Source organism: Streptococcus oralis, from assembly GCF_964238205.1.
GTDB lineage: Bacteria > Bacillota > Bacilli > Lactobacillales > Streptococcaceae > Streptococcus > Streptococcus oralis_CZ.
Map to the genome: position 1 here is coordinate 311528 of NZ_CAXSLF010000001.1, position 22620 is coordinate 334147.

Consider the following 22620-nt stretch of genomic DNA (forward strand, 5'->3'; position numbering starts at 1 on the left):
TTCTTTTATTCTTGGCACTTATCAGTATTCATTTAAACCAATTTCTAAGCAAAAAAGTCTTGGAGTAGATCATAATTCTCCACAAATGGATAACGTCCCACCTTGGTCTATTCAGTTGTCAAAAATCAATTAGCTTTCTGCTATGTAGGATTTTTTGCTTAATAACGGAATAGATTTTTCTTATACCTCAAAAGCAAAAAGGATAAATTTCCCTCTACACTTTAATAGTGAAAATTTATCCCTCTTGGTAACCAGATTTATTAATTTTTTAAAATATGCTTACTTTTTAAATACCATTTTAACTTCAGCACCATTACCTTGATCATCGTAATTATTTAGTAACAATTGTCCCTTGTTAGTTTCAAGTATTTTCGTAACAATTGAAAGTCCCAAACCATGTATATTATTATCATACATTTTTGTTGATACATATTTTTCCCTTAAATCATAAAGAATATCATCATTAAATCCATCGCCTTGATCCCTGACAACAATAGTATAATCATCTATATCATCATAAAAACCGATAAATATAGTTGAACCCACTGAAGAATTCTCAATTGCATTATTTACTAAATTTTGTAACGCAATAGAAATTGAATTTTTATCTAATTTAATATTACTTGCATCATGTGAAAGAATTGACAAGCTAAAACCCTTAAGTTTACAAATACTAGTCACAATTTTTATCCAATCGTCTAAAACTTCTTTTGATACAACTTCCTTTGGAGCTTCCATCAAATCAGAAAAATCATTTAGTTTTTTTAGAAAAGATTCCAATCTCTCCACTCCATTTAAAGCATCTTCTGCTCTTTCAAGAACATTTTCTTGATCTTCTTTTAATAATTCTATACTCCCCTTAATTAGAGTAATCGGAGTCCTCACATCATGAGTAATCGATTGAATCATTTCTTTTTGTGTCATCTGCATATTCCATTGTTTTTCTAATGATGCCTTTAAGCTCCTTGCCATACTATCTATAGAATCTAACACTCCTGAAATTTCTGTATAATCAGAATACTCTCTTTCAAATTCTAATTGTAATTTTTCAATATTTTCATTAGCCTTGGATATCTTTCTAATTTCACTCCTTAATTTCCTTGTCAAATTACTTATTAAATAAATAAATCCAATTAGCCACAGACAAAACATGCTTGTAAAATACACCAATTCAAAATTTCCAATTATTTTGTATACATTTGGATTGGTAGGTATAGCACTAATTTTATATTTTATGATCAAATCTTTATTACCATTTTTAAAAGCCTTAAATACATCTGAACCTATTATGTGTTCCTTTGAAGATTTTCCTTCTTGCAATGCCTCACTTATTTTTTGATTATAGCGTTCATCAATCGTATTTTCTATAATTTCTCCATTATCTCTTAATTGATATTCATAAAAAAATGGTATTTTATCAATTTCCCAATCCTCTTTTTGAAACTCATATTTTACTGTATCAGAATGTCTTTCAGCATAATTTGCAGGATATACTACCCCAGTGTTAATTAAGACGTTTAGAGGCATATAGGAAAATAAACTCATAAATAGTACAAAAAACAATTCTAAAATTGCAAATTTACTAATTAAATAGGTTAAACTTTTTTTAGTTCCCATTGATAACCTACTCCCCAAATAGTTTTAACTGGATCTATATGAAATCCAGCAAATTTTTCTCTTATTTTTTTTATTCTTTCTGTAATAGAAGTTGAACTATCACCTTCAGCATCATATCCATAAATTGTTGTATAAATCTTTTCTTTAGTAAAAACCTGGTTTCTATTTTTTAAAAGTAATTCGCATATTTCATATTCACTTTTGGTAAGAGTAATTTCATCTTCCTTGAAATATATTTTTTTAGACAATAAGTCACAAGAAATTGGATAATCAATTATTCTACTATGCTTATCTCTATTTTCTCTTCTAATATGTGCTGCAACCCTCGCCCTTATTTCAGATACAGAAAATGGCTTTGTAACATAATCATCTGCGCCTAAGGCAAATCCCTCTATCTTGTCCTTTTCAAAACTTTTAGCCGTCAACAAGATAATCGGTGCATCTATCAATTCTCTATATCGTGATAAAAACTCAAATCCATCCATTTTATCCATCATGACATCAAGAATAATCAAATTATATTTAACCAGCTGTTCAGGAACAATTTTTTCAGCTGAATCACAAAGGTCGACATTATATTCTTTTTTAAAAGTCAACTCTAAAAGTCGTAATAAATCTTTATCATCATCTATGATTAATAAATTCATTCTACTCCTCCATTTTATTAATACCATCCCATCTATTATACCAAATATTAAATACGCCTATAAACAATACAGTAATAATTACTGATAATGCTAAAAACATCAAAATAACATGACTTGTAACTTCATGACTTGTATAAGCAAAAATAAGTTTTATCGGCCAAACAAAAGGTAATAAATACCAAATATTACCGCCTAATTCTGTGGTACCTAACAAAATACCTGATAATGTTAAAAAAATTCCGATTAGTATACTACCAGAAAAACCTAATTTCAAACTTAAAAATTGATAAACAGGAATCATTGGCATCAGCATAATTGTACCAATCAAAAAGCATAAAACTGTACTTATATAATCAAACTCAACTTTTCCAAACCCTATTAATATCATTACCAAGATAGATATAAATTCAATTATAAATAGTAATATAGAGATATAAATAGATTTAGAAAAGAATATTTTATTCCTACTAATCCCAGTCCTTAAATCATTTGCAAAATTCCCAGCTACCTTATCAACCTCATATATCATTGGTATATAAAAACACATTGAAAAATTTGCTAAAATTATATATGTGCAAAAGAACACTCCCATTTCTTTCCCTATTAATCCTTTTGAATTAATCGAATAAATACCATAAATCAAAGAAAATAGGATTGGGCATAAAAAAGTCATTAGTCTTACTGGTGTCCTTCTACTTCTAAGCCAGTATGATGATATCATATTATACACTTCATTTACTCCTTTTGTTGTTAATTAGAAGACTTAATGTTAATACGACTACATAGACCGCAATACTTAAAATCAATCCTAAGTATGTTGCATCCATATTCATTAGTGTAGAGCCAGTCTCAAGAAAAGTACCATTTGGATGTACTCCAACAACTGGACTAAGCATTCGCAAGTTATATGACCATGGAAATAAAATCCAATTTTTTGTTACTGCAATCACAGCCGATGGGAATGTCAACACAAAATTCAACAATATAAGAACAGCTTTCTTTTTTGTAAGTCCATATATCAAAAAAGATAAAGCAACAATCGGTAAACTTCCAATAAAAAGACAAATAGTAGCTATAATTAATTGACTTAGAGATATTTTTTCACCTAGAAAAAATGTCGCAACAGTAAATATTAATATTGTTGATATTAGTAGAATAATAAATAATTCAGCTACAATAATAATATTTTTTGCCAATTCTATTTTTGTAAAACTTAGATTTTTGCTTTTTTGTAAAACAATATGCTCGCTCTTTTCTTTACCATTTATATTCACAACTAGTAAGCTCAAAACTATTGGGAGAATTAAAAGTGGATACCAATTAAAAGAAGTTGCCAATATGTAACTTTTTCCTTCTGGGCTTTCCCCCATCAAACTAATCATAGCTATATTAAATAAAACAAAAATTATCGGCACAATAATTCCTAACTTTAAGTTAGCAGATCTTTTTTCTTTCATTAACTCTGTTTTAATATAACTAATCATTATTTTTCACATCCTTTTTTATCATTTCTAAAAACAATTTTTCCAAATCCATCTCATCAGAATTATTAGCTTCATAAATGAGATGCCCATTATTAATAATCCCTATCCTATCTGCTATCTGTTGAATCTCACTCAAAATATGACTTGAAATAATGACTGTAATCCCTTTTTTAGAAAACTCTTTTATCATTTCTCTTAACTCTTGAATTCCCAAAGGATCTAGTCCATTAGTTGGTTCATCAAGTATCAATAATTCTGGATTATTTATTAGTGTCATTGCAATTCCAAGTCTTTGTTTCATCCCCAATGAAAAATTTTTTACCAATTTTTTATTTGTGTTTTCTAACCCAACTGTTTTTAACACATAATCAATTCTTCTTTTATCAATATTTAATAATACTGTTAAAACTTCTAAGTTTTCGTATGCTGTTAAATTTGGATAGATGGCAGGATGCTCTATGATAGCTCCAACTTTTTTTAAGTCTTGTGTACACATGCTTTTTCCTTCAAAAAAAATATCCCCTGATGTACAATTCATAACTTTAGTAATTATTTTTAATAGCGTTGATTTCCCAGCACCATTCGGTCCTAATAGTCCATATATCTTTCCTTTTTCTGCTTTAATTGATATATTTTCAAGTACCATTTGTTCTTTGATTTTCTTTGTTAAATTTCTTGTTTCAAGCATAATTTCCATATATTGTTCCTCCGTTTCTTATGTAATCAATTCTAATACTAAAAAATAACCAAATTATAATTACTCTATTTTTTTTGTAAAACAAAAAGCATATATAAATTTTAAAAAGGAGTAAGCAACTCTTCTGTTCACTTACTCCCCCATACTTTTATCTAAAATCCTTCAGCAATTCTTGATTATAGTCATTGATAATCGCCTTATTTGGTTGAAGATGAAATAATATTGCACTACCACCAATAAAAGGCTCTACATAAGTAGAAATCCTTTTTTGGTATTAAAGGTTCAATGTCCGAAATTAACTGTCTTTTTCCCCCTACCCATTTAAGAACAGGGGCAACAAGTCTATTTTTTTCATTTTTTATATAACTTCATTATCTTGTAATTATATCATATTTAAACTAGAACTTTCATTCAGTATATTCACAAATACTAAAAAAATCAAAGTAAAAAATACAAAACAAAATAGACCAGCTTCCTGATCTACTTTATTCTATATCCATTAACTTAAATCTAATTTTTGGTCAAAATTTGGTCAAATTTTGGTCAAGTTTTGGTCAAAAAATATAAATATACTATCCTATTTTTAAAAAATAATTTGTGATGATTGCCTATAAATAAAACCTTTAAATATTCTTTATGCTTCTTTACGCTTCTTATAATGCCCCCTGCAGGAATCGAACCTGCAACTACTCCTTAGGAGGGAGTTGTTATATCCATTGAACTAAGGGAGCTAGAGAAAAACTCTGCCGAATGAGCAGAGTTTTTTGGTCGAATTAACGACGGATTTCTTTGATACGAGCTGCTTTACCTTGAAGAGCACGCAAGTAGTACAATTTCGCACGACGTACTTTACCGTAACGAACAACTTCGATCTTTTCAACACGTGGAGTGTGGATTGGGAAGATACGTTCAACGCCTACACCATTAGAGATTTTACGAACTGTGTAGTTTTCTGAGATGCCAGCACCTTTACGTGCAATAACAACACCTTCAAAGATCTGAACACGTTCACGGTTACCTTCGACAACTTTCGCGTGTACACGAACAGTGTCACCAGGACGGAATGATGGGATATCAGTACGAAGTTGACCTTCAGTCAAGCTTTGGATTAATGGATTCATTTTATTCTCCTATCTTTGTCAATCATGAGGAAGCTTCCTCAGCGGATAAACTGTATTTTTGTGCGTCCATTACACACAAGATACAGTTTACCAAATTTCTTAGAAAAAGTAAAGAAATTTACAGTAAAATTCCTAAAAAAATTGCTACTAAACCACCTAAGTAGGTTAAGAGAAAATATCTGTAAAAGATCTTCTTATCAGTTAAGAGTTTTTGGAGTTCATCATTCAAGGTTGAAAAAGTGGTTAGACCTCCACAGAAGCCTGTAGCAAGGATAGCATAGAGCTCTTTATCTTCTACATAATTGTAAAATAAACCAATTAAAAAACAACCTAAAAGATTTGCTAGAAGTGTTCCTAATGGTAAAACTCTCTCTTGATTGAGGGTAGAAAGGAAATAACGAACAAGCGCTCCAACGCCACAAGCAAGTGCTAAATACATGATTACCATTTCTTCCTCCCTAAACAATAAGCCAATAAAAGCCCTCCACCAATGCTCAGAACTAGATAAATTATCAGACTTGGATAAGAACCTGTATCCAGCAATTTTATGGCATCTAACACGAGGCTAGAAAAAGTGGTCAAACCGCCACAAAAGCCAGTACCAAGTGCTAAAATCAGACCCTTACTGCTCCCCTTATAAACCAAATAACCTTTGACTAGATAGACTAAACAGAAAATTCCTAGATAGTTGACGACTAGTGTTCCCCATGGAAAAGCTGGACTGGTTGGCAACCATTTGGAAATCAAATAACGGACAAGACCTCCTAGCATGGCAGCTAGAAAGATTCCTAGTGGGTAAAATTGTTCTTTTTTCATTTGATGTTTTTATCCTGATAATCGCGCGAACGTTTGAGAATGTCTGAAAAAGTCGCGACAATTGTCTCTGCGTATTTTTTATTGCTGACACGACTTCTGACTTTTTCAAAGATAGCTTCTTCTCTTTTGGTGTCCAAAATCGGTTTTCCTGAAGCCTTTTTATAAGCAACTACGCCTTCCACAAGATGCATTCTTTCTTCCAAGAGCTTCACGATTTGATCATCAATTTGATCGATTTCTTGTCTAATAATATCTAAATCCATAGAGTCTCCTTTTTATTTGAATGATTTTAGCAAAAATCTTCTAGATGGAATGGTACATTTTTAGGAACAACTAACAAAAACTGCACTGACAACTTTCATCAGTGCAACTTCATGCTTATCCTACTTTAGCAGCCAATTCTTCTGCAAATTGTTCCAAGCGTTCGATATCTTCTTCTTCTGCAGAGAGATCCACTTTGACGCACTCTGATCCCTTTTCAGCTCCTGTTGCCACAAATACACGATCAAAGTCATCAACAGCTTTACAGAACTCATCGTAGAAAGTATCGCCTGATCCTACCACACCGTAGATCTTGCCACTCAAATTAAGATCTGCTAGATCTTCGTAGAAGTCCATCATCTCATCTGGTAACTCTCCATCACCATAAGTGTAGGTTGCAACGATTGCGATATCTGCTTCAAGAAAGTCAGATGCGTCAACAGTTGTACACTCATCAACATCTACCTCTAAGCCCAACTCACGCAATTTATCTGCTACAATATCTGCAATTTCTTCGGTATTACCGGTCATACTGGCAAATACAATTTTTGCTAATGCCATATCGTCCTCCTCAATTTATCTTCCTCCATTATATCACATCTTTTTCATTTTAAAAATAAAAACTCTTGTGCTACAATGAAATAAGAAAGAATTGAGGTTACTTATGGAAATTTGCCATCAAATTTTAGAAAAAATTAAAGCATACGATACCATTATCATTCACCGTCACATGAAACCCGATCCTGATGCCTTAGGAAGTCAGGTTGGACTCAAAGCACTTCTGGAACATCATTTCCCAGAAAAAAAAATCAAGGTAGTCGGTTATGATGAACCTACCCTAACATGGCTTACAAAGATGGATCAGGTAGAAGACAAAGATTATCAAGGGGCGCTTGCTATCATTTGTGATACAGCAAATACTGCTCGTATCGATGATAAACGTTATATCAATGCTGAAACCATTATTAAAATTGACCACCATCCAAATGACGAAGTCTACGGAGATCTTGTTTGGGTAGATACCAACTCAAGCAGTGCCAGTGAGATGATTGCTCTCTTTGCTGAAGCAACTAATCTTGAATTATCTGACTATGCAGCTAAAATGCTCTGTGCTGGAATTATTGGTGACACAGGCCGTTTCCTTTATCCGTCCACTTCTGCTCGTACCCTTCGAATTGCTAGTAAACTAAGAGAACATAACTTTGACTATGCTGAATTAGCACGTAAAATGGACACCATGAGCTTTAAAATTGCTAAACTTCAAGGTTATGTCTATGATCACTTAGAAGTTGATGAAAACGGTGTTGCGCGTGTCATTCTGACTCAAGAAATTCTAAAAACATATCAAGTAACAGACGCAGAAACAGCAGCCATTGTTGGTGCTCCAGGTCGTATTGATACTGTTAACCTTTGGGGAATATTTGTGGAACAAGCAGATGGCCACTATCGCGTTCGACTTCGCAGTAAATTCGTTCCAATCAATGGTGTTGCAAAAGAACATGATGGTGGTGGTCACCCACTTGCAAGTGGTGCTAACTCCTATAGCCTAGAGGAAAATGAAGTCATCTACCAAAAATTAAAAAACTTACTGAAAAAATAGATAAAAAGCTTGCCAAACTTAGCATAATCTGTTAGACTAGTATGGTAACAATCTATGGCTCGCAAAGAGACCATGGCAGAAAGGAAATATTGCAAAATGAAAAAAGATATCCATCCAGAATATCGCCCAGTTGTCTTCATGGACACAACTACTGGTTACCAATTCCTTAGCGGTTCAACAAAACGCTCTAACGAAACTGTTGAGTTCGAAGGCGAAACTTACCCATTGATCCGTGTGGAAATTTCATCAGACTCACACCCATTCTACACTGGACGTCAAAAGTTCACTCAAGCAGATGGACGCGTGGATCGTTTCAACAAAAAATACGGTCTCAAATAATCATAAAAGAACAGTTTCGACTGTTCTTTTTTGTTTCGTCAAATCAGGAGTCAACGACTACTGCTGTTCCACTACAAGTGACCATCAGCATACCATTTTCAGCACCTAAAGTTTCATAGTCCATTTTTATACCTATAATAGCATTTGCTCCACGTTCACTTGCACTCTCCATCATTTCTGCTATAGCTTCTTCTCTTGCTTGAGTCAATTCACCTTCATAACTACTCGCTCGACCTCCAAAAACATTACGGAAGCCAGCAGCCATATCTTTGAACATATTAACTCCAGCAACTACTTCACCAAAGACAATTCCTTTGTAGGCTAGGATTTTTTTCCCTTCAATTCCCGTAGTTGAAATAATCATCTTCCTTTCCTCCTAACTTCTTTTATATAATTGTAAACCCTTTCACTAACTCTGTCAAGAAATACTATAAGGGGCTCAATACTTGAAAGGAAACTCTTCTCACCATCCTTTTTTGCTATCCATTTAGTGCCAATTGTATGGATGGTGGCCCAAATCTTTTCTTTGCAAGCCTAACTTGAGATAGCCTTATCGGCTTCACCGTTCTTACCAATAGTAGATCTTAGAATCTATGATTGGTTTAGAAGATACTGTTCTCTCCTGCCCCCTTTTTGCCCCAAAAATACAAAAAAAGCCTATCGATCAAGCTAGGAAGCTTGATACAATAGGCTTTTTCTAAATTCATTATTTAACAGCGTCTTTAAGAGCTTTACCAGCTTTGAATGCTGGAACTTTTGAAGCTGCGATAGTGATTTCTTTACCAGTTTGTGGGTTGCGACCTTTACGTGCTGCACGCTCACGAACTTCGAAATTACCAAAACCAATCAATTGAACTTTTTCACCAGCTGCAAGGTAATCAGCTACTGCTGCAAATACAGCATCAACTGCTGCTGCTGAGTCTTTCTTTGTCAATTCTGTAGCTTCTGCTACTTTAGCGATCAAATCTTGTTTGTTTGCCATGTTAATAATTCCTCCAAATATTTTCTAATTAACAATTACAATCATATCCTAAATTCTCTTGTAGGTCAAGTCAAAAACGCTATTTCTTGCTATTTTCTTTATTTTTTTAGGACTCATATCTGACTAAAATAGCCCAAGCATTTTCACCTGTATGTGTCTGAATAATCGAACCTGTTTCAAGTACAGAGATTGGTTTTTCAACGAATGGTTGTAGGATTTCTTTCATCTCTTCCGCCCAGTCCCTAGTTCCAGAATAGGAAATACCAATCTCAGAAACAGAACGCTCTGACAGTTTTGAAACTAGTTCATCCAACCATTTCTTAAAGGTTTTTGCTCCACGTCCTTTCACGATTGGTTGTAATTCGTCATCCTTCATCTGCATGACAACTCGGATATTTAATAGAGAGCTTAAAAGACCTGTCACTCGGCCAATACGGCCACCTTTAACAAGGTTTTCTAAGGTAGAAACACCGATGTAGAGCTCTGTATTTTTCTTGACTTCTTCAACATGAGCCACAATTGTTTCTATGTTTTGTCCTTCTTGAGCTAACTTAGCTGCTTCAACCACTTGAAATTTTAAGGCTTGGTCTGTAAAGGAACTATCCAATACGGTCACATTTGCCGTTGACAAACTTGCACCCTGACGAGCTGCTTCGACAGTTCCTGATAAGGCATGAGACATATGAATGGCTAAAATTTGACTACCGTCTTTACTTAACTCATCAAAAATCTCAGCAAAGAGTCCAACTGGAGGTTGACTTGTTTTAGGCAGATTTTTACTCTCTTTCATCAAGCGAAGAAATTCCCCTTCTTCAAGATCAGCATCCGAATAAAGAACACTATCAATCATTACAGAGAGCGGAACGACGGTAATATTTAATTCTTTGACCACTTCTGGTTCAATGGTAACAGAAGAATCTGTTACGATTTTTACTTGTGTCATAATTCAAATCTTTCTATGTTTCACTTTTTGAGTGAGTTTTTCAATTTAACTATAACAATTATATCAAAAAAATGCTAAAAATTCATACTGTATCTATTCATTTTTATGATTGAATTTATAGATTTTTAAATCTTTCATTTTATAAAAATAGTCGCCTGCTAAGACGACTATTTTGGTATCATCATAAACGTTCATACAAATCTTGCATCTGTATGTCATCAGGAACCAACTTGAGATAGTGTTGGATCTGTTCTTTTGCTTCTTCAAATCTTCCAAGTTCGCGTAATAGATGAATGTATTGCTCTAAAAACTCAGGATTTTCCTTGAGTTCTGAAACCAATGCCTGATAAGATTCATAGGCAACATCCAAATCTTCAGTTTCTTGGTAACTCCGTGCAATCATCCACTTAGTCAAGAGATTTTCTGGCTCATATACTTCTAAGGCTAGAATATCCTCATACCGTTCTTGCTCCTGATACATGGTTGCTAGTCGCAAGAGGATTTCTTCTTGGTCTTCCGCATCTTCTTGAGCTTGAAGAAGATAAGCTTCCGCCTGCTCGGGTTGATGCAATTCGTAAGATAATTGTGAAGCAAGGAGTAGTAAACGTGTTTCGAATGGATTTTTTTCCAAACCTTGTTGAGCTATCAGTAAGGCTTGCTCAGTCTGGTGTTCCTTATGTAGAGCCTGACTATAACCATACTCATACCCTTCAAAATCTGGAGAAATAGTATCCAGCTGTTTAAAATATAAAACTGCCTTGTGATATTCCTCTTGATCAAAGTAAAGACTTGCTAATTCAAATGCAGTCTGATCTTCATAATCTAACTCTAAAGCTTTTTCTAAAAACTCTATGGCTGATTCAAACTTTCCAAGTCGAGCATAGGCAGTTCCAATTCGTTGATAGGTCGAAATCCCTGTCTGCTCATATATTTCACGATTATCCAGTTGAGCATAGCCCTTAATCGCTTCTAAATCATTTCCAAGTTCACTATCTAACTCTGCTATCCCAAAAATCAATAAAGGATCATCAGAGTAATTAAGAGCTTCTAATAGCTTGTCGCGAGCTACATCCGTCAATCCTTCCATTTGATAGAAATCAGCCTTTAAAACAAGAGCAGATACATAAGAATCGCTATTGGGTTGAATTTCTTCTAGATAGGCAAATGCTTCTTCAATTTGTCCGTCTTCACTTGCGATACTAGCTAGATTGAGATTTACTTCTGGAAATATTGGAGCTAGTTTTTCATAGATTTGACGAGCTTGTGGATAAAAACCAATACTTTCTAGATAATAAGCCAGTTCCAGAAGAAGATCATCAGAGTCTTCTACCAATGCTTTTTGAAAATAGTAATCAGCTCTTGTTAAATCTTGCTGATCCAAAGCTTCAAGCATTTCTTGACTATTGCTCACCTTCAACCTCCTCTTCTAACTCATACAGACCACTAACTTTTTTATACCATTCAAAAATAGCTGAAATAACAACTTTGGCTGAAGCATAAACAGGAATTCCCAATAGGACTCCCCAAACACCAAACATAGAACCAGACGTCAACAAAACGAATAGAATAGTGATTGGATGGATGTTTAGTTGACTACCTAAAATCAATGGAGACACAAAACGACCTTCAATTGTCTGCTCTACGATAAAAACGATAATAACTTTCAAGAGCATAACTGGTCCAGCAATTAACCCTAAGACCAGAGCTGGTATCATAGCAAGGAAACTTCCAAGATAAGGGATAAGATTTAAGACCCCAGCAGTAATACCAAGAGTCACCGCATATCTCAAACCAATAATTTTAAAGAAGATGATAAACATAATTGCCACGATAATAGCAACAGTAATTTGTCCTCTAACATAGTTAGAAAGTTGTTGGTTCACATCCGTTAGAACCTTACCTACTGGTTCTCTCAATTTATTTGGTAAGAATTGAGTGATATGATCTCTCAAACCTTTTCCATCTCTAAGGAGATAAAAGAGCATAAACGGCATGATAATTAGAGCGACAATGACTTGAGACGTTCCACTGATAAGAGCACTCACCCAGTTCACAGCCTTAGAAGATATATTACTTGCCCAAGCAGTTGCTTGTGTTGAAAACTGAGCCAGAACCTGTTCCAGTTGAGGTCTAAAGTCATCTGGCAAACGCTTAGTTACAAGATCATCAATAACTCTGTCAGCATCTTCGAGATAATTTGGTACATTTTGCGCAAAAATAACTACTTGACGTTGAAGATTTGGAATCGCAACAGCCAGACCAATAATCAAGAGTATGGCAATAATGACAAAAATAATACTAATGGCTAAGACACGATTTATCTTATACTTCTCCATCAAATCCACCAGTGGATTTAAGAGATAAAAAAGTAATCCTGATAAAATAACAGGCAACATAACCACTGATAAAAAATCAACGACAGGGATAAATAAAAAACTAATCTTACTTAAAATAAAAATATTCAAACCTAGTAACAAGGCTACCAAAAAAACTGTAACAGCCTTATTATCTAAAAACCATTTAAAAAACCAAGATAAATTAAAATGTTTCTCTTTTTGTTCCATATCTACTTCCTTTCCTTTGTCCTTTCATTATACCATTTTTATAGGGAATAAACTGTTTTTAAAGTGTTGAGGTGACGATTGAGAACTTTAACAAAGCGACCTTGCTTTTTACTAATTTTATACTTAGATGTTTCATACTTTTTTCACTATTTTCTTCAGGTCTCCCAATTTATGATATAATAGAAACATCTTTATTTAGAGGTATAGCTATGATTGAAACAATTTATTTCGGAACTTACACACGTCGTTTATCCCAAGGGATTTATCAAGCTGATTTTGATACAGAAACTGGGAAACTATCCAATCTGAAACTATTTGCAGCTGAGCCAAGTCCTACCTATCTTGCATTTGATCAAGAAAATCACCTCTACACTGTCGGTAGCAAAGATGGTCAAGGTGGAATTGCTGCCTATCAAACTGATGGTACTTTGCTAAACCATGTTGTGACAGAAGGCGCTCCTCACTGTTATGTTGCAGTTGATGAGAAACGTGGCCTAGTATATGGTGCAAACTATCACAAGGGACAAGTTTTGGTCTATAAACGTAAAGAAGATGGTAGTTTAGAATTGGCTGATACAGTTCAGCATAGCGGTCATGGTCCCCATGAAAATCAAGCTTCTCCACATGTACACTTTACAGATTTAACACCAGATCAGTATTTAGTCACTTGCGACTTAGGTACTGATGAGGTTACTACTTATGATGTCAATCCAGAAGGAAAACTAAATAAGCTAACTACCTACAATTGTAGTCCTGGTGCTGGTGCACGTCACCTTGTTTTTCACAACCACTACAAGATTGCCTATCTCATCTGTGAACTCAATAGTACAATTGAAGTATTGATTTATGATGGTGTTGGTGCATTTGAAAAAATGCAAGTTATTTCTACTCTTCCTGAAGGATTTAATGACTTTAATGGAACTGCTGCTATTCGTCTCTCACAAGATGGAAAATACCTGTACGCATCAAACCGTGGTCACGATTCTATTGTAGTTTACACTATTCTCGCTGATGGTAGTTTAGAATTGTTGGAATTCGTTCCTACAAACGGGAAAACTCCTCGTGACTTTATTCTCTCACCAGACCAAGAATTCCTCATCGCAGTTCACCAGGATTCTGATAATGCAACTGTCTTTAAACGTAATCCAGAGACTGGTCGTCTTGCAGAACTTTCCAATGATTTCCACGTTCCCGAAGCGGTTTGCGTTACATTTTAAACATAAAAAAATGAACTTGATTCTCAAATCAAGTTCATTTTTTTATAATTTATTTCCGACATTGATTCGGTTAATAGCACGTTGTAATGCAATCTTAGCACGACGCTCTTGGTCAATCAAGTGTTTGTCTTGTGCTTCTTCGATTTCACGTTCTGCACGAAGTTTGGCACGTTCTGCACGGCTAATATCGATATCACGAGCACGCTCAGCTGAGTCTGCAATAATGGTAATGACATCATTAGCAATCTCAATGATTCCTCCGTTTACTGCTATCCAGTTGACATGAGAATCATCATCAATACGTTTGACTTTAACTTCATCAACTGCTAATACCGCAATCATATTTTGATGTCGTGGCAAGATCCCCATCTCACCATCCAGAGTTCGAACCGATACAAAGCTGGCATGGTGATCATAGACGAGGCCATCTGGTGTCACGATCTGGACAGTTAACTGAGCCATAGATCACCTCTTAAAATCCCATTTTTTCAGCCTTAGCGATAACATCTTCGATTGAACCTACTCCACGGAAGGCATCTTCTGGGAGATGATCGTGTTTACCGTCAAGAATTTCCTTAAATCCACGAACTGTTTCAGCTACTGGAACATAAGAACCTGGTTGACCAGTAAATTGTTCCGCAACGTTGAAGTTTTGTGAAAGGAAGAACTGGATACGACGGGCACGAGCAACCAAAGTTTTTTCTTCATCAGAAAGTTCATCCATACCAAGGATGGCGATGATATCTTGCAACTCATGGTAACGTTGAAGAACACGTTTAACCTCAGCCGCAACTGCGTAGTGCTCTTCTCCAACAATTTCAGGTGCCAAAGCACGAGAGCTTGAAGCAAGTGGATCAACGGCTGGGTAGATACCCAATTGAACCAATTTACGTTCCAAGTTGGTAGTTGAATCCAAGTGAGCGAAGGCTGTTGCTGGCGCTGGGTCAGTATAGTCATCCGCTGGCACGTAGATAGCCTGGATAGAGGTTACAGAACCTTTCTTAGTTGAAGTGATACGTTCTTGCAATTGACCCATTTCTGTTGCGAGTGTTGGTTGGTAACCAACGGCTGATGGCATACGACCCAAAAGGGCAGATACTTCTGAACCAGCTTGTGTGAAACGGAAAATATTGTCAATGAAGAGAAGAACGTCTTGGCCTTCTACATCACGGAAGTATTCAGCGATTGTCAAACCAGTAAGGGCAACACGCATACGTGCTCCTGGTGGTTCATTCATCTGACCAAATACCATGGCTGTTTTTTCGATAACTCCTGATTCTTTCATTTCCCAGTAGAGGTCGTTCCCTTCACGAGTACGTTCCCCAACACCAGTAAATACTGAAATACCACCGTGTTCTTGGGCAATGTTGTGAATCAATTCTTGGATTAAGACAGTCTTACCAACTCCGGCACCACCGAAGAGTCCGACCTTACCACCTTTAAGATAAGGGGCAAGAAGGTCGATAACCTTAATCCCTGTTTCGAGGATTTCTGAAGAGGTAGACAACTCATCAAAAGTAGGTGCTTTTTTATGAATTGGCTGGCGCTCTGCGTCTTCTCCAAAAGGAGCTTCCAAGTCAATAGTATCTCCCAAAACGTTGAAGACACGTCCCAAGGTTTCTTTACCTACTGGTACAGAGATTGGACGACCTGTGTCCAATACTTCCATTCCACGAGTCAAACCATCTGTTGATTCCATGGCGATGGTACGAATCATACCATCCCCCAACTCTAAGGCTACTTCAAGGACGATTTTTGTTTTCTTTTCGTCATTTTTGTAGACGACAAGTGCATTGTTAATCTCAGGAAGTTTTTCCCCTGCTGCAAACAAAACGTCTACAACGGGTCCGATAACCTGAGCAATTTTACCTGAACTCATCTCCTTCTCCTATTCTATATAAGATACTGTCGGTTCCTAGTTTTGCTAGGTCCTAAGTTCATTGATATGAGCAGGATGGCTTTATTCTAAAGCGCTAGCTCCTGCCACGATTTCTGTGATTTCTTGTGTAATCGCCGCCTGTCTGGCACGGTTATACTGAATGGTCAAATCATTAATCACTTTTTTTGCATTATCAGTCGCTGTTTGCATAGCTGTCATACCGGCAGCATTTTCAGCTGTCTTGGCATCAATAATAGCACCATAAATCATACTTTCTGCAAACTGTGGCAGCAATTGATCCAAGATTTCTTCTCGACTTGTTTCAAGGTCAAAGGTCAAGCTATAGTTATCATCTGCTTCATTTGGATCCAAGTCCACGATTGGAAGCATCTGTTCTACACGCATTTGACTTGTGAGAGTATTGACATGATGGTTGTAGCAAACGTAGAGCTCATCGAAAAGTTCGTTTTGATACATTTCAATCGTTTTTGTGATAATCTTACGAACTTCATCAAAACTTGGTTGGCTTGCAAGTCCACGCAATTCATAGATAGGTTGAATACCACGTGATTTGAAGAAATCGGCTCCCATACCACCAATACAGATGACTTCAAAATCATCACCTGAAGGATGGTATTCTTGCTGAATTTCCATGACAGCTTTTAAGATTGAAGAATTATATCCTCCAACAAGACCACGGTCAGATGTAATGACAATATAGCCTGTTTTTTTGACGGGGCGACTGATCAACATAGGGTTAGTTGATCCGCCTGCACCATCTCCGTGGAGGATGTCTGTAACTAGTTTACGCACTTTTTGTGCATACACTTGGAAGTTACGAGCTGCTTCTTCAGAACGACCTAACTTAGCTGCAGAAACCATCTGCATAGCGTTAGTAATTTGACTAGTATTTTTTGTTGAGGCGATTTTTGTTTTAATATCATTTAGAGATACTGCCATCTGACACCTCTATTCTTATTGGAAGCTTGATTGATTGAGAAACTCAGTAATCGCAGCATCCAAGACTGCTTCATCTGGCAAGTCTTTTGTTTCACGAATGGTTTCCAAAATTTCAGGATGTTGAGCATCAAAGAACATATGGAACTCTTCTTCGAAACGAACGATATCGTCTACAGGAATTGTATCCAAGAAACCATGGGTCAAAGCATAGAGAATAGTAACTTGTTTCTCAACAGGTAATGGTTTGTGAACAGGTTGTTTCAATACTTCTACAGTACGACGACCACGGTTCAATTTAGCCTGAGTAGCCGCATCCAAGTCAGAACCAAATTTAGTGAAGGCTTCCAACTCACGGTATGAAGCAAGGTCGATACGGAGTGTACCAGCAACTTTCTTCATGGCCTTAATCTGTGCAGAACCACCAACACGAGATACGGAAGAACCTGCATCAATAGCTGGACGGATACCTGCATTAAAGAGACTATCACTTAGGAAGATTTGTCCATCCGTAATAGAGATTACGTTTGTAGCGATATAGGCTGAGATATCACCGGCTTGTGTCTCGATAAACGGAAGGGCTGTGATAGATCCTCCACCCAATTCATCCGAAACTTTAGCTGAACGTTCAAGTAGACGGCTATGAAGGTAGAATACATCCCCTGGGAAGGCTTCACGACCTGGTGGACGACGGAGCAAGAGAGAAAGTTCACGATAAGCTACCGCTTGTTTAGATAAGTCATCATAAACGATCAAGACATGCTTACCTTGGTACATAAATTCTTCGGCCATAGCAACCCCTGCATAAGGTGCAAGGAAAAGCAATGGTGAAGGTTGTGAAGCTGACGCTGTCACGACGATTGTGTAATCCAAGGCTCCGTACTGGCGAAGTGTTTCTACTTGTGTACGAACTGTTGATTCTTTTTGACCAATCGCTACATAGATACAGATCATATCTTGACCTTTTTGGTTCAAGATTGCATCGATAGCGATGGTTGTTTTCCCTGTTTGACGGTCACCGATAATCAACTCACGTTGACCACGACCGATTGGAACAAGGGCATCAATAGCTTTCAAACCAGTTTGCAATGGTTCTGATACTGATTTACGTTGCATAACACCAGGAGCTGGTGCTTCAACTGGACGAGTTTTGTTTGTGTCGATTGGACCAAGTCCATCTACTGGACGACCAAGTGGATCCACGACACGTCCAATCAAGCTATCACCAACTGGAACTTCCATGATTTTTCCTGTACGACGAATAGTATCGCCTTCGCGGATATCTGTAAAGTCTCCAAGGATAATAATACCAACATCAGTTGATTCTAAGTTTTGCGCCATACCATAAGAGCCGTTTTCAAAAATCAACAACTCTCCACTCATGGCATTTTCTAGGCCATGAGCACGCGCAATTCCGTCCCCGATGTAGGTTACAACACCAGTTTCAGTCACATCAAAATTGGGTTTGAAATTTTCAATTTGTTGCTTAATTAAAGCGCTGATTTCTTGTGCGTTAATTGCCAAAAGAACACCACTTTCTATTTCAAATTTTCCTTAACAACTTTAAGTTGTTGTTTAATACTAACATCAATTGTCTTGTGATTGGCGATAATAACAAAACCACCGATTAAACTATCGTCGATTTCTTCTTTAATGCTACGCACTTTTAAAGACATCTTTTTCTCTATAATTGGAAGCAAACGTTCTTTTTGTTCATCCGTTAGAGGATGAGCAGACACAATCGTTACTTCAAAACGATTCGTTTCTCTCTCAAGACGGTTTAAACAATCTACAATCACATCATAAAAAAGATTTGAACGATGATTGTACAACAGAACTTGAATGAAGTTTTGTAATAATGGCGATGCAGAATCTTGGAAATAACTGACTGTTTTTTCCTTGTCAGACTCATCAACATCTACCTGAGCCAAAAAAGAAGGCAAGTCTGTTTCTTCAGCGACTTGCTTAATCTGGGTCAAGTCTGAGAAGATAGAATCTTCTTCTCCTTTTTCAATCACCAATTGGACAAAAGGCATGCTGTATTTTTCAATTACCTTTACTGTCTTTTTGTCCATTAAGCTTCTCCTAGCTGATCAATATACTGATCAATGAGTTCTTTATGGGCATGACCGTCAAGGTTTTGTGAGATGATTTTTCCAGCTAGACTAACTGTCAAATCTGCTACCTCACCTTTAACGCTTTGTAAAGCCTCAGCTTTATTTTGCGCAATTTCTTGGTTAGCTTTTTCTTTCAAGCGACCAGCTTCTAGCTTAGCTTCAGCCAGAATATCTGATTTGCTCTTTTCAGCTGTTTCCTTTGCATTCTCGATAATCGTTTTAGCTTCGGTACGGCTACCTGCTAGCTCAGCCTCTCGCTTACTTGCTAGTTCCTCAGCCTTTTTACGAGCTTCCTCAGCACCATCAATATCTGAAGAAATCTTTTCAGCACGTTGATCCAAAATACTGGTAATATTTCCCCAAGCATATTTCTTAACTAAAAAAATTAATAAAAGGAAGGAACCAGCGATAAGAATAAAGTCACCGATAATGGTACTAATAGTTAAATCCATCTTCTAATCCTCCTCTACTTACTCTTCCTCACCATTTACCTTTTTACCAATGTACATAGAAGACAACATGGTAAATACATACGCTTGAATACATGAAATGAAAATTGAAAAGGCTGTCCATAACATGTTTGCAATAAAGGCAAAAGGATACCAATAAAAGGCATATTGTGACAAGGCTAATAACAATCCTGCCAAGACCTCACCGGCGAAAATATTTCCGTAAATCCGAATCGCCAAGGAGGCAAAATTGGTGAACTCTTCTAAAACGTTCATCGGAGTCATAAAGCCAGGAGTAACAAATGCTCTCAAATATTCTTTAACGCCTCTACGACGAATTCCTTCTACATGGGCGATCAAAGTGATCAATAAGGAGAGGGATAAATCGTATCCAAGGTTGGCTGTTGGGGAAGTCCACAAGTTATAACCGTTTGTTGTTTGTACTTTTGCCATTAAGCCAATATTGTTGGCAACCAAGATAAACAGAAATAGAGAGAACAAGAACAAGGAATAATCCTTGATATATGAATCTCCAATGTTTGGTTTTGTAAAACCAATCACAAAGTCATAAATCATCTCAAGAGCATTCTGTTTGCCCTTTGGACGGATGGCCATTTTACGACTTGCCCAGTAGACAAAGGCAAAAACCATCAAAACAGTTACAAGAGACATGGCAAGCAGGGTCAAATCAAAGGATATTGGTCCAATATTAACGGTTGGATTCAAACTTTCTTCCATGGTTTGACACCTCCATTTCTAAATAGAGTTGTCTATTTGATAACGAATGACATCGCCAAGGTTACAAAGAAAGTTCCTTCGATAAAGGCAATCCCCATGATCATCAAACTACGCAATTGAGGGATGATATCTGGTTGGCGTGCTGCAGATTTGAACAAACCGTTCATCAAAAATCCTTCTGCAAGAGATACACCCATACAGGCAAGACATAGACCGAAAAATGTTAAATTCATGACGAATTCTCCTTTTTTAAATTAAATTTACTTCCCTAGTTTAGTCCTAAAATTTGCTTTTGTCAACTCTTTACTAGCATTGAAAGCGTTTCTAATCATTTATTTCTATTTTTATGATTTTCAAGACAATTATATAGAAAATTTTAATGTCTTTTCAGGTTATTTTTCTTATCTTTCCTATTTTTCTGAAAAGAAAAATCCAAGTTTCAAAACCTGGATTTATCGTTTCTTATTTAAAATAATAGGAATGGTGGCTCTGGCAAGCTAGATTAAAGAGTGCTGCACAATAAGGACAGCTCCCCTTTTCTCTATACTCCTCATAAGTTAGGTTCTTCTTACAGGAACCACATAAGATAGGTTTATCCTCTTTTAGATTTAAAGGATAAGGAGAAAATGTGTGCGACTCTAGTTCATTGTGACACTGATAACAGGCATAGTATTTCTGACACTCATAACACTGGAGCGCTACGATATCTTTATCACTATGGTAATGAACACATCTGCTTTCATTATCTACTAGTAATCCATGAGCTTGAACCATTGACTTTCCTTATCTATGCACGAACTGTGACGCTGGTTCCATCTTCTTTGTAAAGATTGATCAAGCCTTCTTTCAAAGCACGGACCATATCACCTGCTTGTACTGGTTGTGGAACCTTGATGGTTAAAAGTTCCATTGGGTTTGGTGCACGGTCAATTTTATTTCCTTTAGCATCATGAAGGTCTTCGATATAAGTTTCAAAATGACGGAAACCTGGACCGTAAAACTCAACTTGGTCACCTTCGTTGATAACGTTACGTTGGCGAATAGTTGCTGTTTGTGTCGCATCATCATAAGCTACTACTTCAGCAACAAACTTGTATTCTGGAATCTTACGGCGTGCTCCGAATAGTTGTTCGTTTTCGGATGGTGTTCCGTAGTAGAAACCTGTAGCCAATTCACGTTGGGCAACCTTCCACATTTCATCAATCAAGTCTTGTTTAATAGCTTCAAACTTTTCAGGACTTTCAAGGTAGGCATCAACGGCAGCCTTGTAGCAGTTTGTCACTGTTGAAACATAGTGAATAGACTTCATACGACCTTCAATCTTCAAACTATCCACACCATTTTCAATCATATCTGGGATATGGTCAATCATAGACATATCAACAGCTGACATTGAAAATTCTTCAGGAATTTCTCCCTTGAGACTCTTACGTTCTTTACCAAATGGCATATCGTAAAGGTCATATTTCCAACGGCAAGATTGTGAACATCCACCACGGTTGGCGTCACGCATACTCATATGGTTAGAAAGGGTACAACGACCAGAGTAGGAAATACACATAGCTCCATGTACGAAGGCTTCAATTTCTACATCTGTACGTTTGCGAATTTCTGCTAACTCTTCCATAGAAACCTCACGCGCCAAAACGACACGCGTCAATCCAAGTTCTTTCCAGAATTCAAGAGTTTCATAGTTGGTCGCACTAGCTTGTGTTGAAAGGTGGATTTCAAGTCCTGGTGCTTCTGTTGCTGCAATCATGATTAAGGCAGGGTCAGAAACAATAACCGCTGCAATACCAATATCACGCAACTTACGAAACCATTCTCCGGCACCTTCTTCATTTCCTTCGTGCATAACCATATTAGCAGCCACATATACCTTAGCTCCATACTTAGCCGCGAACTGAACTCCTTCTTCCATTTGTTCGAAAGTGAAGTTACCAGCACGGCTACGTAGACCATAGGCCTGACCACCGATAAAGACAGCATCTGCTCCGTATTGAACAGCTACTTTTAGTTTTTCAAGAGTTCCTGCAGGTGACAGAACCTCAGGACGTTTCAAAGTTTTTGTCATTTTTTCTCCTATTTGCAATATAAAAGTTTGACACCAATCTTAACTATTTTATAGTAAACAGGGTTCAAAATCAAGCCTTGAATGATTGTTTAGACAATTTTAATGTTTAGTTTTCTCT

At 36.5% G+C, this 22620-nt stretch carries 29 protein-coding genes and 1 tRNA gene; 3 read left to right on the forward strand and 27 right to left on the reverse strand.

The genetic code is table 11. The features are described from left to right. Positions 1-279: 279 nt before the first annotated feature. The 12 genes from ACESOD_RS01625 to ACESOD_RS01680 all read right to left on the reverse strand — a co-directional run bounded on the left by ACESOD_RS01625 (position 280) and on the right by ACESOD_RS01680 (position 7204). Positions 280-1617: a sensor histidine kinase gene (locus ACESOD_RS01625; protein ID WP_373093615.1), complete on the reverse strand. Its 1338-nt coding sequence runs from the start codon at positions 1615-1617 to the stop codon at positions 280-282. Further along, positions 1596-2264 carry a response regulator transcription factor gene (locus ACESOD_RS01630; RefSeq protein ID WP_060955837.1) on the reverse strand — a complete coding sequence of 223 codons (669 nt, stop codon included), beginning with the start codon at positions 2262-2264 and terminating at the stop codon, positions 1596-1598. The genes ACESOD_RS01625 and ACESOD_RS01630 overlap by 22 nt, the downstream gene beginning before the upstream one ends. 1 nt (position 2265) lies before the next feature. Beyond that, positions 2266-2994 (reverse strand): hypothetical protein, encoded by a 729-nt coding sequence (locus tag ACESOD_RS01635; protein WP_373093617.1) that lies wholly within the window; start codon positions 2992-2994, stop codon positions 2266-2268. A 1-nt stretch (position 2995) separates the two neighbouring features. Further along, on the reverse strand, positions 2996-3748 hold the full coding sequence (locus ACESOD_RS01640; RefSeq protein WP_070800577.1) for an ABC transporter permease: 753 nt from the start codon (positions 3746-3748) through the stop codon (positions 2996-2998). Beyond that, entirely contained in the window at positions 3741-4445 is a 705-nt protein-coding gene (locus tag ACESOD_RS01645; RefSeq protein ID WP_060955840.1) for a lantibiotic protection ABC transporter ATP-binding subunit, read from the reverse strand. Before ACESOD_RS01645 ends, ACESOD_RS01640 begins: the two co-directional genes overlap by 8 nt. A gap of 148 nt (positions 4446-4593) precedes the next feature. Next, positions 4594-4707, reverse strand: a complete 114-nt coding sequence (locus ACESOD_RS01650) for a DNA adenine methylase (RefSeq protein ID WP_223299874.1) — start codon at positions 4705-4707, stop codon at positions 4594-4596. Between the two features lie 397 nt (positions 4708-5104). Then, a tRNA-Arg gene (locus tag ACESOD_RS01655) sits at positions 5105-5176 on the reverse strand. Between the two features lie 42 nt (positions 5177-5218). Further along, on the reverse strand, positions 5219-5566 hold the full coding sequence (rplS, locus tag ACESOD_RS01660; protein ID WP_001068670.1) for a 50S ribosomal protein L19: 348 nt from the start codon (positions 5564-5566) through the stop codon (positions 5219-5221). Between the two features lie 118 nt (positions 5567-5684). Next, complete coding sequence (crcB, locus tag ACESOD_RS01665; protein ID WP_045763448.1) at positions 5685-6014, reverse strand: fluoride efflux transporter CrcB; 330 nt, start codon at positions 6012-6014, stop codon at positions 5685-5687. Next, a complete protein-coding gene (crcB, locus tag ACESOD_RS01670) occupies positions 6008-6382 on the reverse strand; it encodes a fluoride efflux transporter CrcB (RefSeq protein ID WP_373093620.1) in 375 nt (124 codons plus the stop codon). The genes crcB (ACESOD_RS01665) and crcB (ACESOD_RS01670) overlap by 7 nt, the downstream gene beginning before the upstream one ends. Further along, positions 6379-6645: a chorismate mutase gene (locus ACESOD_RS01675; RefSeq protein WP_373093622.1), complete on the reverse strand. Its 267-nt coding sequence runs from the start codon at positions 6643-6645 to the stop codon at positions 6379-6381. Before ACESOD_RS01675 ends, crcB (ACESOD_RS01670) begins: the two co-directional genes overlap by 4 nt. A 115-nt stretch (positions 6646-6760) precedes the next feature. Continuing rightward, positions 6761-7204: a flavodoxin gene (locus ACESOD_RS01680; protein ID WP_001162134.1), complete on the reverse strand. Its 444-nt coding sequence runs from the start codon at positions 7202-7204 to the stop codon at positions 6761-6763. Between the two features lie 103 nt (positions 7205-7307). Here ACESOD_RS01680 and ACESOD_RS01685 point away from each other — a divergent pair, with 103 nt between their 5' ends. Next, positions 7308-8243: a DHH family phosphoesterase gene (locus tag ACESOD_RS01685; RefSeq protein WP_070461034.1), complete on the forward strand. Its 936-nt coding sequence runs from the start codon at positions 7308-7310 to the stop codon at positions 8241-8243. A 96-nt stretch (positions 8244-8339) separates the two neighbouring features. Continuing rightward, a complete protein-coding gene (locus ACESOD_RS01690) occupies positions 8340-8582 on the forward strand; it encodes a type B 50S ribosomal protein L31 (RefSeq protein ID WP_000710764.1) in 243 nt (80 codons plus the stop codon). Positions 8583-8625: 43 nt separating this feature from the next. On the opposite strand, the gene ACESOD_RS01695 is transcribed toward ACESOD_RS01690, so the two are convergent. The 5 genes from ACESOD_RS01695 to ACESOD_RS01715 form a co-directional block, all read right to left on the reverse strand. Then, entirely contained in the window at positions 8626-8946 is a 321-nt protein-coding gene (locus ACESOD_RS01695) for a heavy metal-binding domain-containing protein (RefSeq protein WP_373093627.1), read from the reverse strand. A 342-nt stretch (positions 8947-9288) separates the two neighbouring features. Then, positions 9289-9564 (reverse strand): HU family DNA-binding protein, encoded by a 276-nt coding sequence (locus tag ACESOD_RS01700; RefSeq protein ID WP_001284633.1) that lies wholly within the window; start codon positions 9562-9564, stop codon positions 9289-9291. A gap of 106 nt (positions 9565-9670) precedes the next feature. Beyond that, on the reverse strand, positions 9671-10507 hold the full coding sequence (locus ACESOD_RS01705) for a DegV family protein (RefSeq protein WP_049528190.1): 837 nt from the start codon (positions 10505-10507) through the stop codon (positions 9671-9673). A gap of 181 nt (positions 10508-10688) precedes the next feature. Further along, positions 10689-11918 carry a tetratricopeptide repeat protein gene (locus ACESOD_RS01710; RefSeq protein ID WP_373093629.1) on the reverse strand — a complete coding sequence of 410 codons (1230 nt, stop codon included), beginning with the start codon at positions 11916-11918 and terminating at the stop codon, positions 10689-10691. Beyond that, positions 11908-13071, reverse strand: a complete 1164-nt coding sequence (locus tag ACESOD_RS01715) for an AI-2E family transporter (RefSeq protein WP_049503623.1) — start codon at positions 13069-13071, stop codon at positions 11908-11910. The genes ACESOD_RS01710 and ACESOD_RS01715 overlap by 11 nt, the downstream gene beginning before the upstream one ends. Before the next feature lie 209 nt (positions 13072-13280). Between ACESOD_RS01715 and ACESOD_RS01720 the strand changes: the two genes are divergently transcribed. Next, positions 13281-14288, forward strand: coding sequence for a lactonase family protein (locus ACESOD_RS01720; protein WP_373093631.1), 1008 nt, complete (start codon positions 13281-13283; stop codon positions 14286-14288). Between the two features lie 42 nt (positions 14289-14330). Here the strand turns inward: ACESOD_RS01720 and ACESOD_RS01725 are convergent, their stop codons facing one another. From ACESOD_RS01725 to ACESOD_RS01770, 10 genes are all read right to left on the reverse strand, one after another. After that, positions 14331-14750, reverse strand: coding sequence for a F0F1 ATP synthase subunit epsilon (locus ACESOD_RS01725; RefSeq protein ID WP_049503620.1), 420 nt, complete (start codon positions 14748-14750; stop codon positions 14331-14333). A gap of 10 nt (positions 14751-14760) precedes the next feature. Beyond that, positions 14761-16167 carry a F0F1 ATP synthase subunit beta gene (gene atpD, locus ACESOD_RS01730; RefSeq protein ID WP_000094353.1) on the reverse strand — a complete coding sequence of 469 codons (1407 nt, stop codon included), beginning with the start codon at positions 16165-16167 and terminating at the stop codon, positions 14761-14763. An 81-nt stretch (positions 16168-16248) separates the two neighbouring features. Beyond that, on the reverse strand, positions 16249-17127 hold the full coding sequence (locus ACESOD_RS01735; protein ID WP_045763457.1) for a F0F1 ATP synthase subunit gamma: 879 nt from the start codon (positions 17125-17127) through the stop codon (positions 16249-16251). 15 nt (positions 17128-17142) lie between these two features. Beyond that, complete coding sequence (gene atpA, locus ACESOD_RS01740) at positions 17143-18648, reverse strand: F0F1 ATP synthase subunit alpha (protein WP_016465716.1); 1506 nt, start codon at positions 18646-18648, stop codon at positions 17143-17145. Positions 18649-18662: 14 nt separating this feature from the next. After that, positions 18663-19199: a F0F1 ATP synthase subunit delta gene (locus ACESOD_RS01745; protein ID WP_000359024.1), complete on the reverse strand. Its 537-nt coding sequence runs from the start codon at positions 19197-19199 to the stop codon at positions 18663-18665. Beyond that, entirely contained in the window at positions 19199-19693 is a 495-nt protein-coding gene (gene atpF, locus ACESOD_RS01750; RefSeq protein WP_000366310.1) for a F0F1 ATP synthase subunit B, read from the reverse strand. Before atpF ends, ACESOD_RS01745 begins: the two co-directional genes overlap by 1 nt. An 18-nt stretch (positions 19694-19711) precedes the next feature. Then, the gene (atpB, locus tag ACESOD_RS01755) at positions 19712-20428 is read right to left on the reverse strand and encodes a F0F1 ATP synthase subunit A (RefSeq protein ID WP_000392935.1); all 717 of its coding nucleotides are present in this window, start codon (positions 20426-20428) and stop codon (positions 19712-19714) included. A gap of 32 nt (positions 20429-20460) precedes the next feature. Continuing rightward, a complete protein-coding gene (locus tag ACESOD_RS01760; RefSeq protein WP_001054551.1) occupies positions 20461-20661 on the reverse strand; it encodes a F0F1 ATP synthase subunit C in 201 nt (66 codons plus the stop codon). A 229-nt stretch (positions 20662-20890) separates the two neighbouring features. Next, positions 20891-21202, reverse strand: coding sequence for a CHY zinc finger protein (locus ACESOD_RS01765; RefSeq protein WP_000249454.1), 312 nt, complete (start codon positions 21200-21202; stop codon positions 20891-20893). Between the two features lie 13 nt (positions 21203-21215). Then, entirely contained in the window at positions 21216-22502 is a 1287-nt protein-coding gene (locus ACESOD_RS01770; protein WP_000169115.1) for a peptidase U32 family protein, read from the reverse strand. Positions 22503-22620: the final 118 nt, after the last annotated feature.

What these genes read in the sequence shown, in the direction of transcription:
- rplS (WP_001068670.1), bottom strand. Translation starts at nt 5,566, where the DNA reads ATGAATCCATTAATCCAAAGCTTGACTGAAGGTCAACTTCGTACTGAT.
- ACESOD_RS01770 (WP_000169115.1), bottom strand. Translation starts at nt 22,502, where the DNA reads ATGACAAAAACTTTGAAACGTCCTGAGGTTCTGTCACCTGCAGGAACT.
- ACESOD_RS01735 (WP_045763457.1), bottom strand. Translation starts at nt 17,127, where the DNA reads ATGGCAGTATCTCTAAATGATATTAAAACAAAAATCGCCTCAACAAAA.
- ACESOD_RS01625 (WP_373093615.1), bottom strand. Translation starts at nt 1,617, where the DNA reads ATGGGAACTAAAAAAAGTTTAACCTATTTAATTAGTAAATTTGCAATT.
- ACESOD_RS01705 (WP_049528190.1), bottom strand. Translation starts at nt 10,507, where the DNA reads ATGACACAAGTAAAAATCGTAACAGATTCTTCTGTTACCATTGAACCA.
- ACESOD_RS01725 (WP_049503620.1), bottom strand. Translation starts at nt 14,750, where the DNA reads ATGGCTCAGTTAACTGTCCAGATCGTGACACCAGATGGCCTCGTCTAT.
- ACESOD_RS01640 (WP_070800577.1), bottom strand. Translation starts at nt 3,748, where the DNA reads ATGATTAGTTATATTAAAACAGAGTTAATGAAAGAAAAAAGATCTGCT.
- ACESOD_RS01700 (WP_001284633.1), bottom strand. Translation starts at nt 9,564, where the DNA reads ATGGCAAACAAACAAGATTTGATCGCTAAAGTAGCAGAAGCTACAGAA.
- ACESOD_RS01675 (WP_373093622.1), bottom strand. Translation starts at nt 6,645, where the DNA reads ATGGATTTAGATATTATTAGACAAGAAATCGATCAAATTGATGATCAA.
- ACESOD_RS01760 (WP_001054551.1), bottom strand. Translation starts at nt 20,661, where the DNA reads ATGAATTTAACATTTTTCGGTCTATGTCTTGCCTGTATGGGTGTATCT.
- ACESOD_RS01765 (WP_000249454.1), bottom strand. Translation starts at nt 21,202, where the DNA reads ATGGTTCAAGCTCATGGATTACTAGTAGATAATGAAAGCAGATGTGTT.
- atpB (WP_000392935.1), bottom strand. Translation starts at nt 20,428, where the DNA reads ATGGAAGAAAGTTTGAATCCAACCGTTAATATTGGACCAATATCCTTT.
- ACESOD_RS01685 (WP_070461034.1), top strand. Translation starts at nt 7,308, where the DNA reads ATGGAAATTTGCCATCAAATTTTAGAAAAAATTAAAGCATACGATACC.
- ACESOD_RS01745 (WP_000359024.1), bottom strand. Translation starts at nt 19,199, where the DNA reads ATGGACAAAAAGACAGTAAAGGTAATTGAAAAATACAGCATGCCTTTT.
- ACESOD_RS01645 (WP_060955840.1), bottom strand. Translation starts at nt 4,445, where the DNA reads ATGGAAATTATGCTTGAAACAAGAAATTTAACAAAGAAAATCAAAGAA.
- ACESOD_RS01680 (WP_001162134.1), bottom strand. Translation starts at nt 7,204, where the DNA reads ATGGCATTAGCAAAAATTGTATTTGCCAGTATGACCGGTAATACCGAA.
- ACESOD_RS01715 (WP_049503623.1), bottom strand. Translation starts at nt 13,071, where the DNA reads ATGGAACAAAAAGAGAAACATTTTAATTTATCTTGGTTTTTTAAATGG.
- atpF (WP_000366310.1), bottom strand. Translation starts at nt 19,693, where the DNA reads ATGGATTTAACTATTAGTACCATTATCGGTGACTTTATTCTTATCGCT.
- atpD (WP_000094353.1), bottom strand. Translation starts at nt 16,167, where the DNA reads ATGAGTTCAGGTAAAATTGCTCAGGTTATCGGACCCGTTGTAGACGTT.
- ACESOD_RS01720 (WP_373093631.1), top strand. Translation starts at nt 13,281, where the DNA reads ATGATTGAAACAATTTATTTCGGAACTTACACACGTCGTTTATCCCAA.
- crcB (WP_045763448.1), bottom strand. Translation starts at nt 6,014, where the DNA reads ATGGTAATCATGTATTTAGCACTTGCTTGTGGCGTTGGAGCGCTTGTT.
- crcB (WP_373093620.1), bottom strand. Translation starts at nt 6,382, where the DNA reads ATGAAAAAAGAACAATTTTACCCACTAGGAATCTTTCTAGCTGCCATG.
- ACESOD_RS01630 (WP_060955837.1), bottom strand. Translation starts at nt 2,264, where the DNA reads ATGAATTTATTAATCATAGATGATGATAAAGATTTATTACGACTTTTA.
- ACESOD_RS01695 (WP_373093627.1), bottom strand. Translation starts at nt 8,946, where the DNA reads ATGATTATTTCAACTACGGGAATTGAAGGGAAAAAAATCCTAGCCTAC.
- ACESOD_RS01690 (WP_000710764.1), top strand. Translation starts at nt 8,340, where the DNA reads ATGAAAAAAGATATCCATCCAGAATATCGCCCAGTTGTCTTCATGGAC.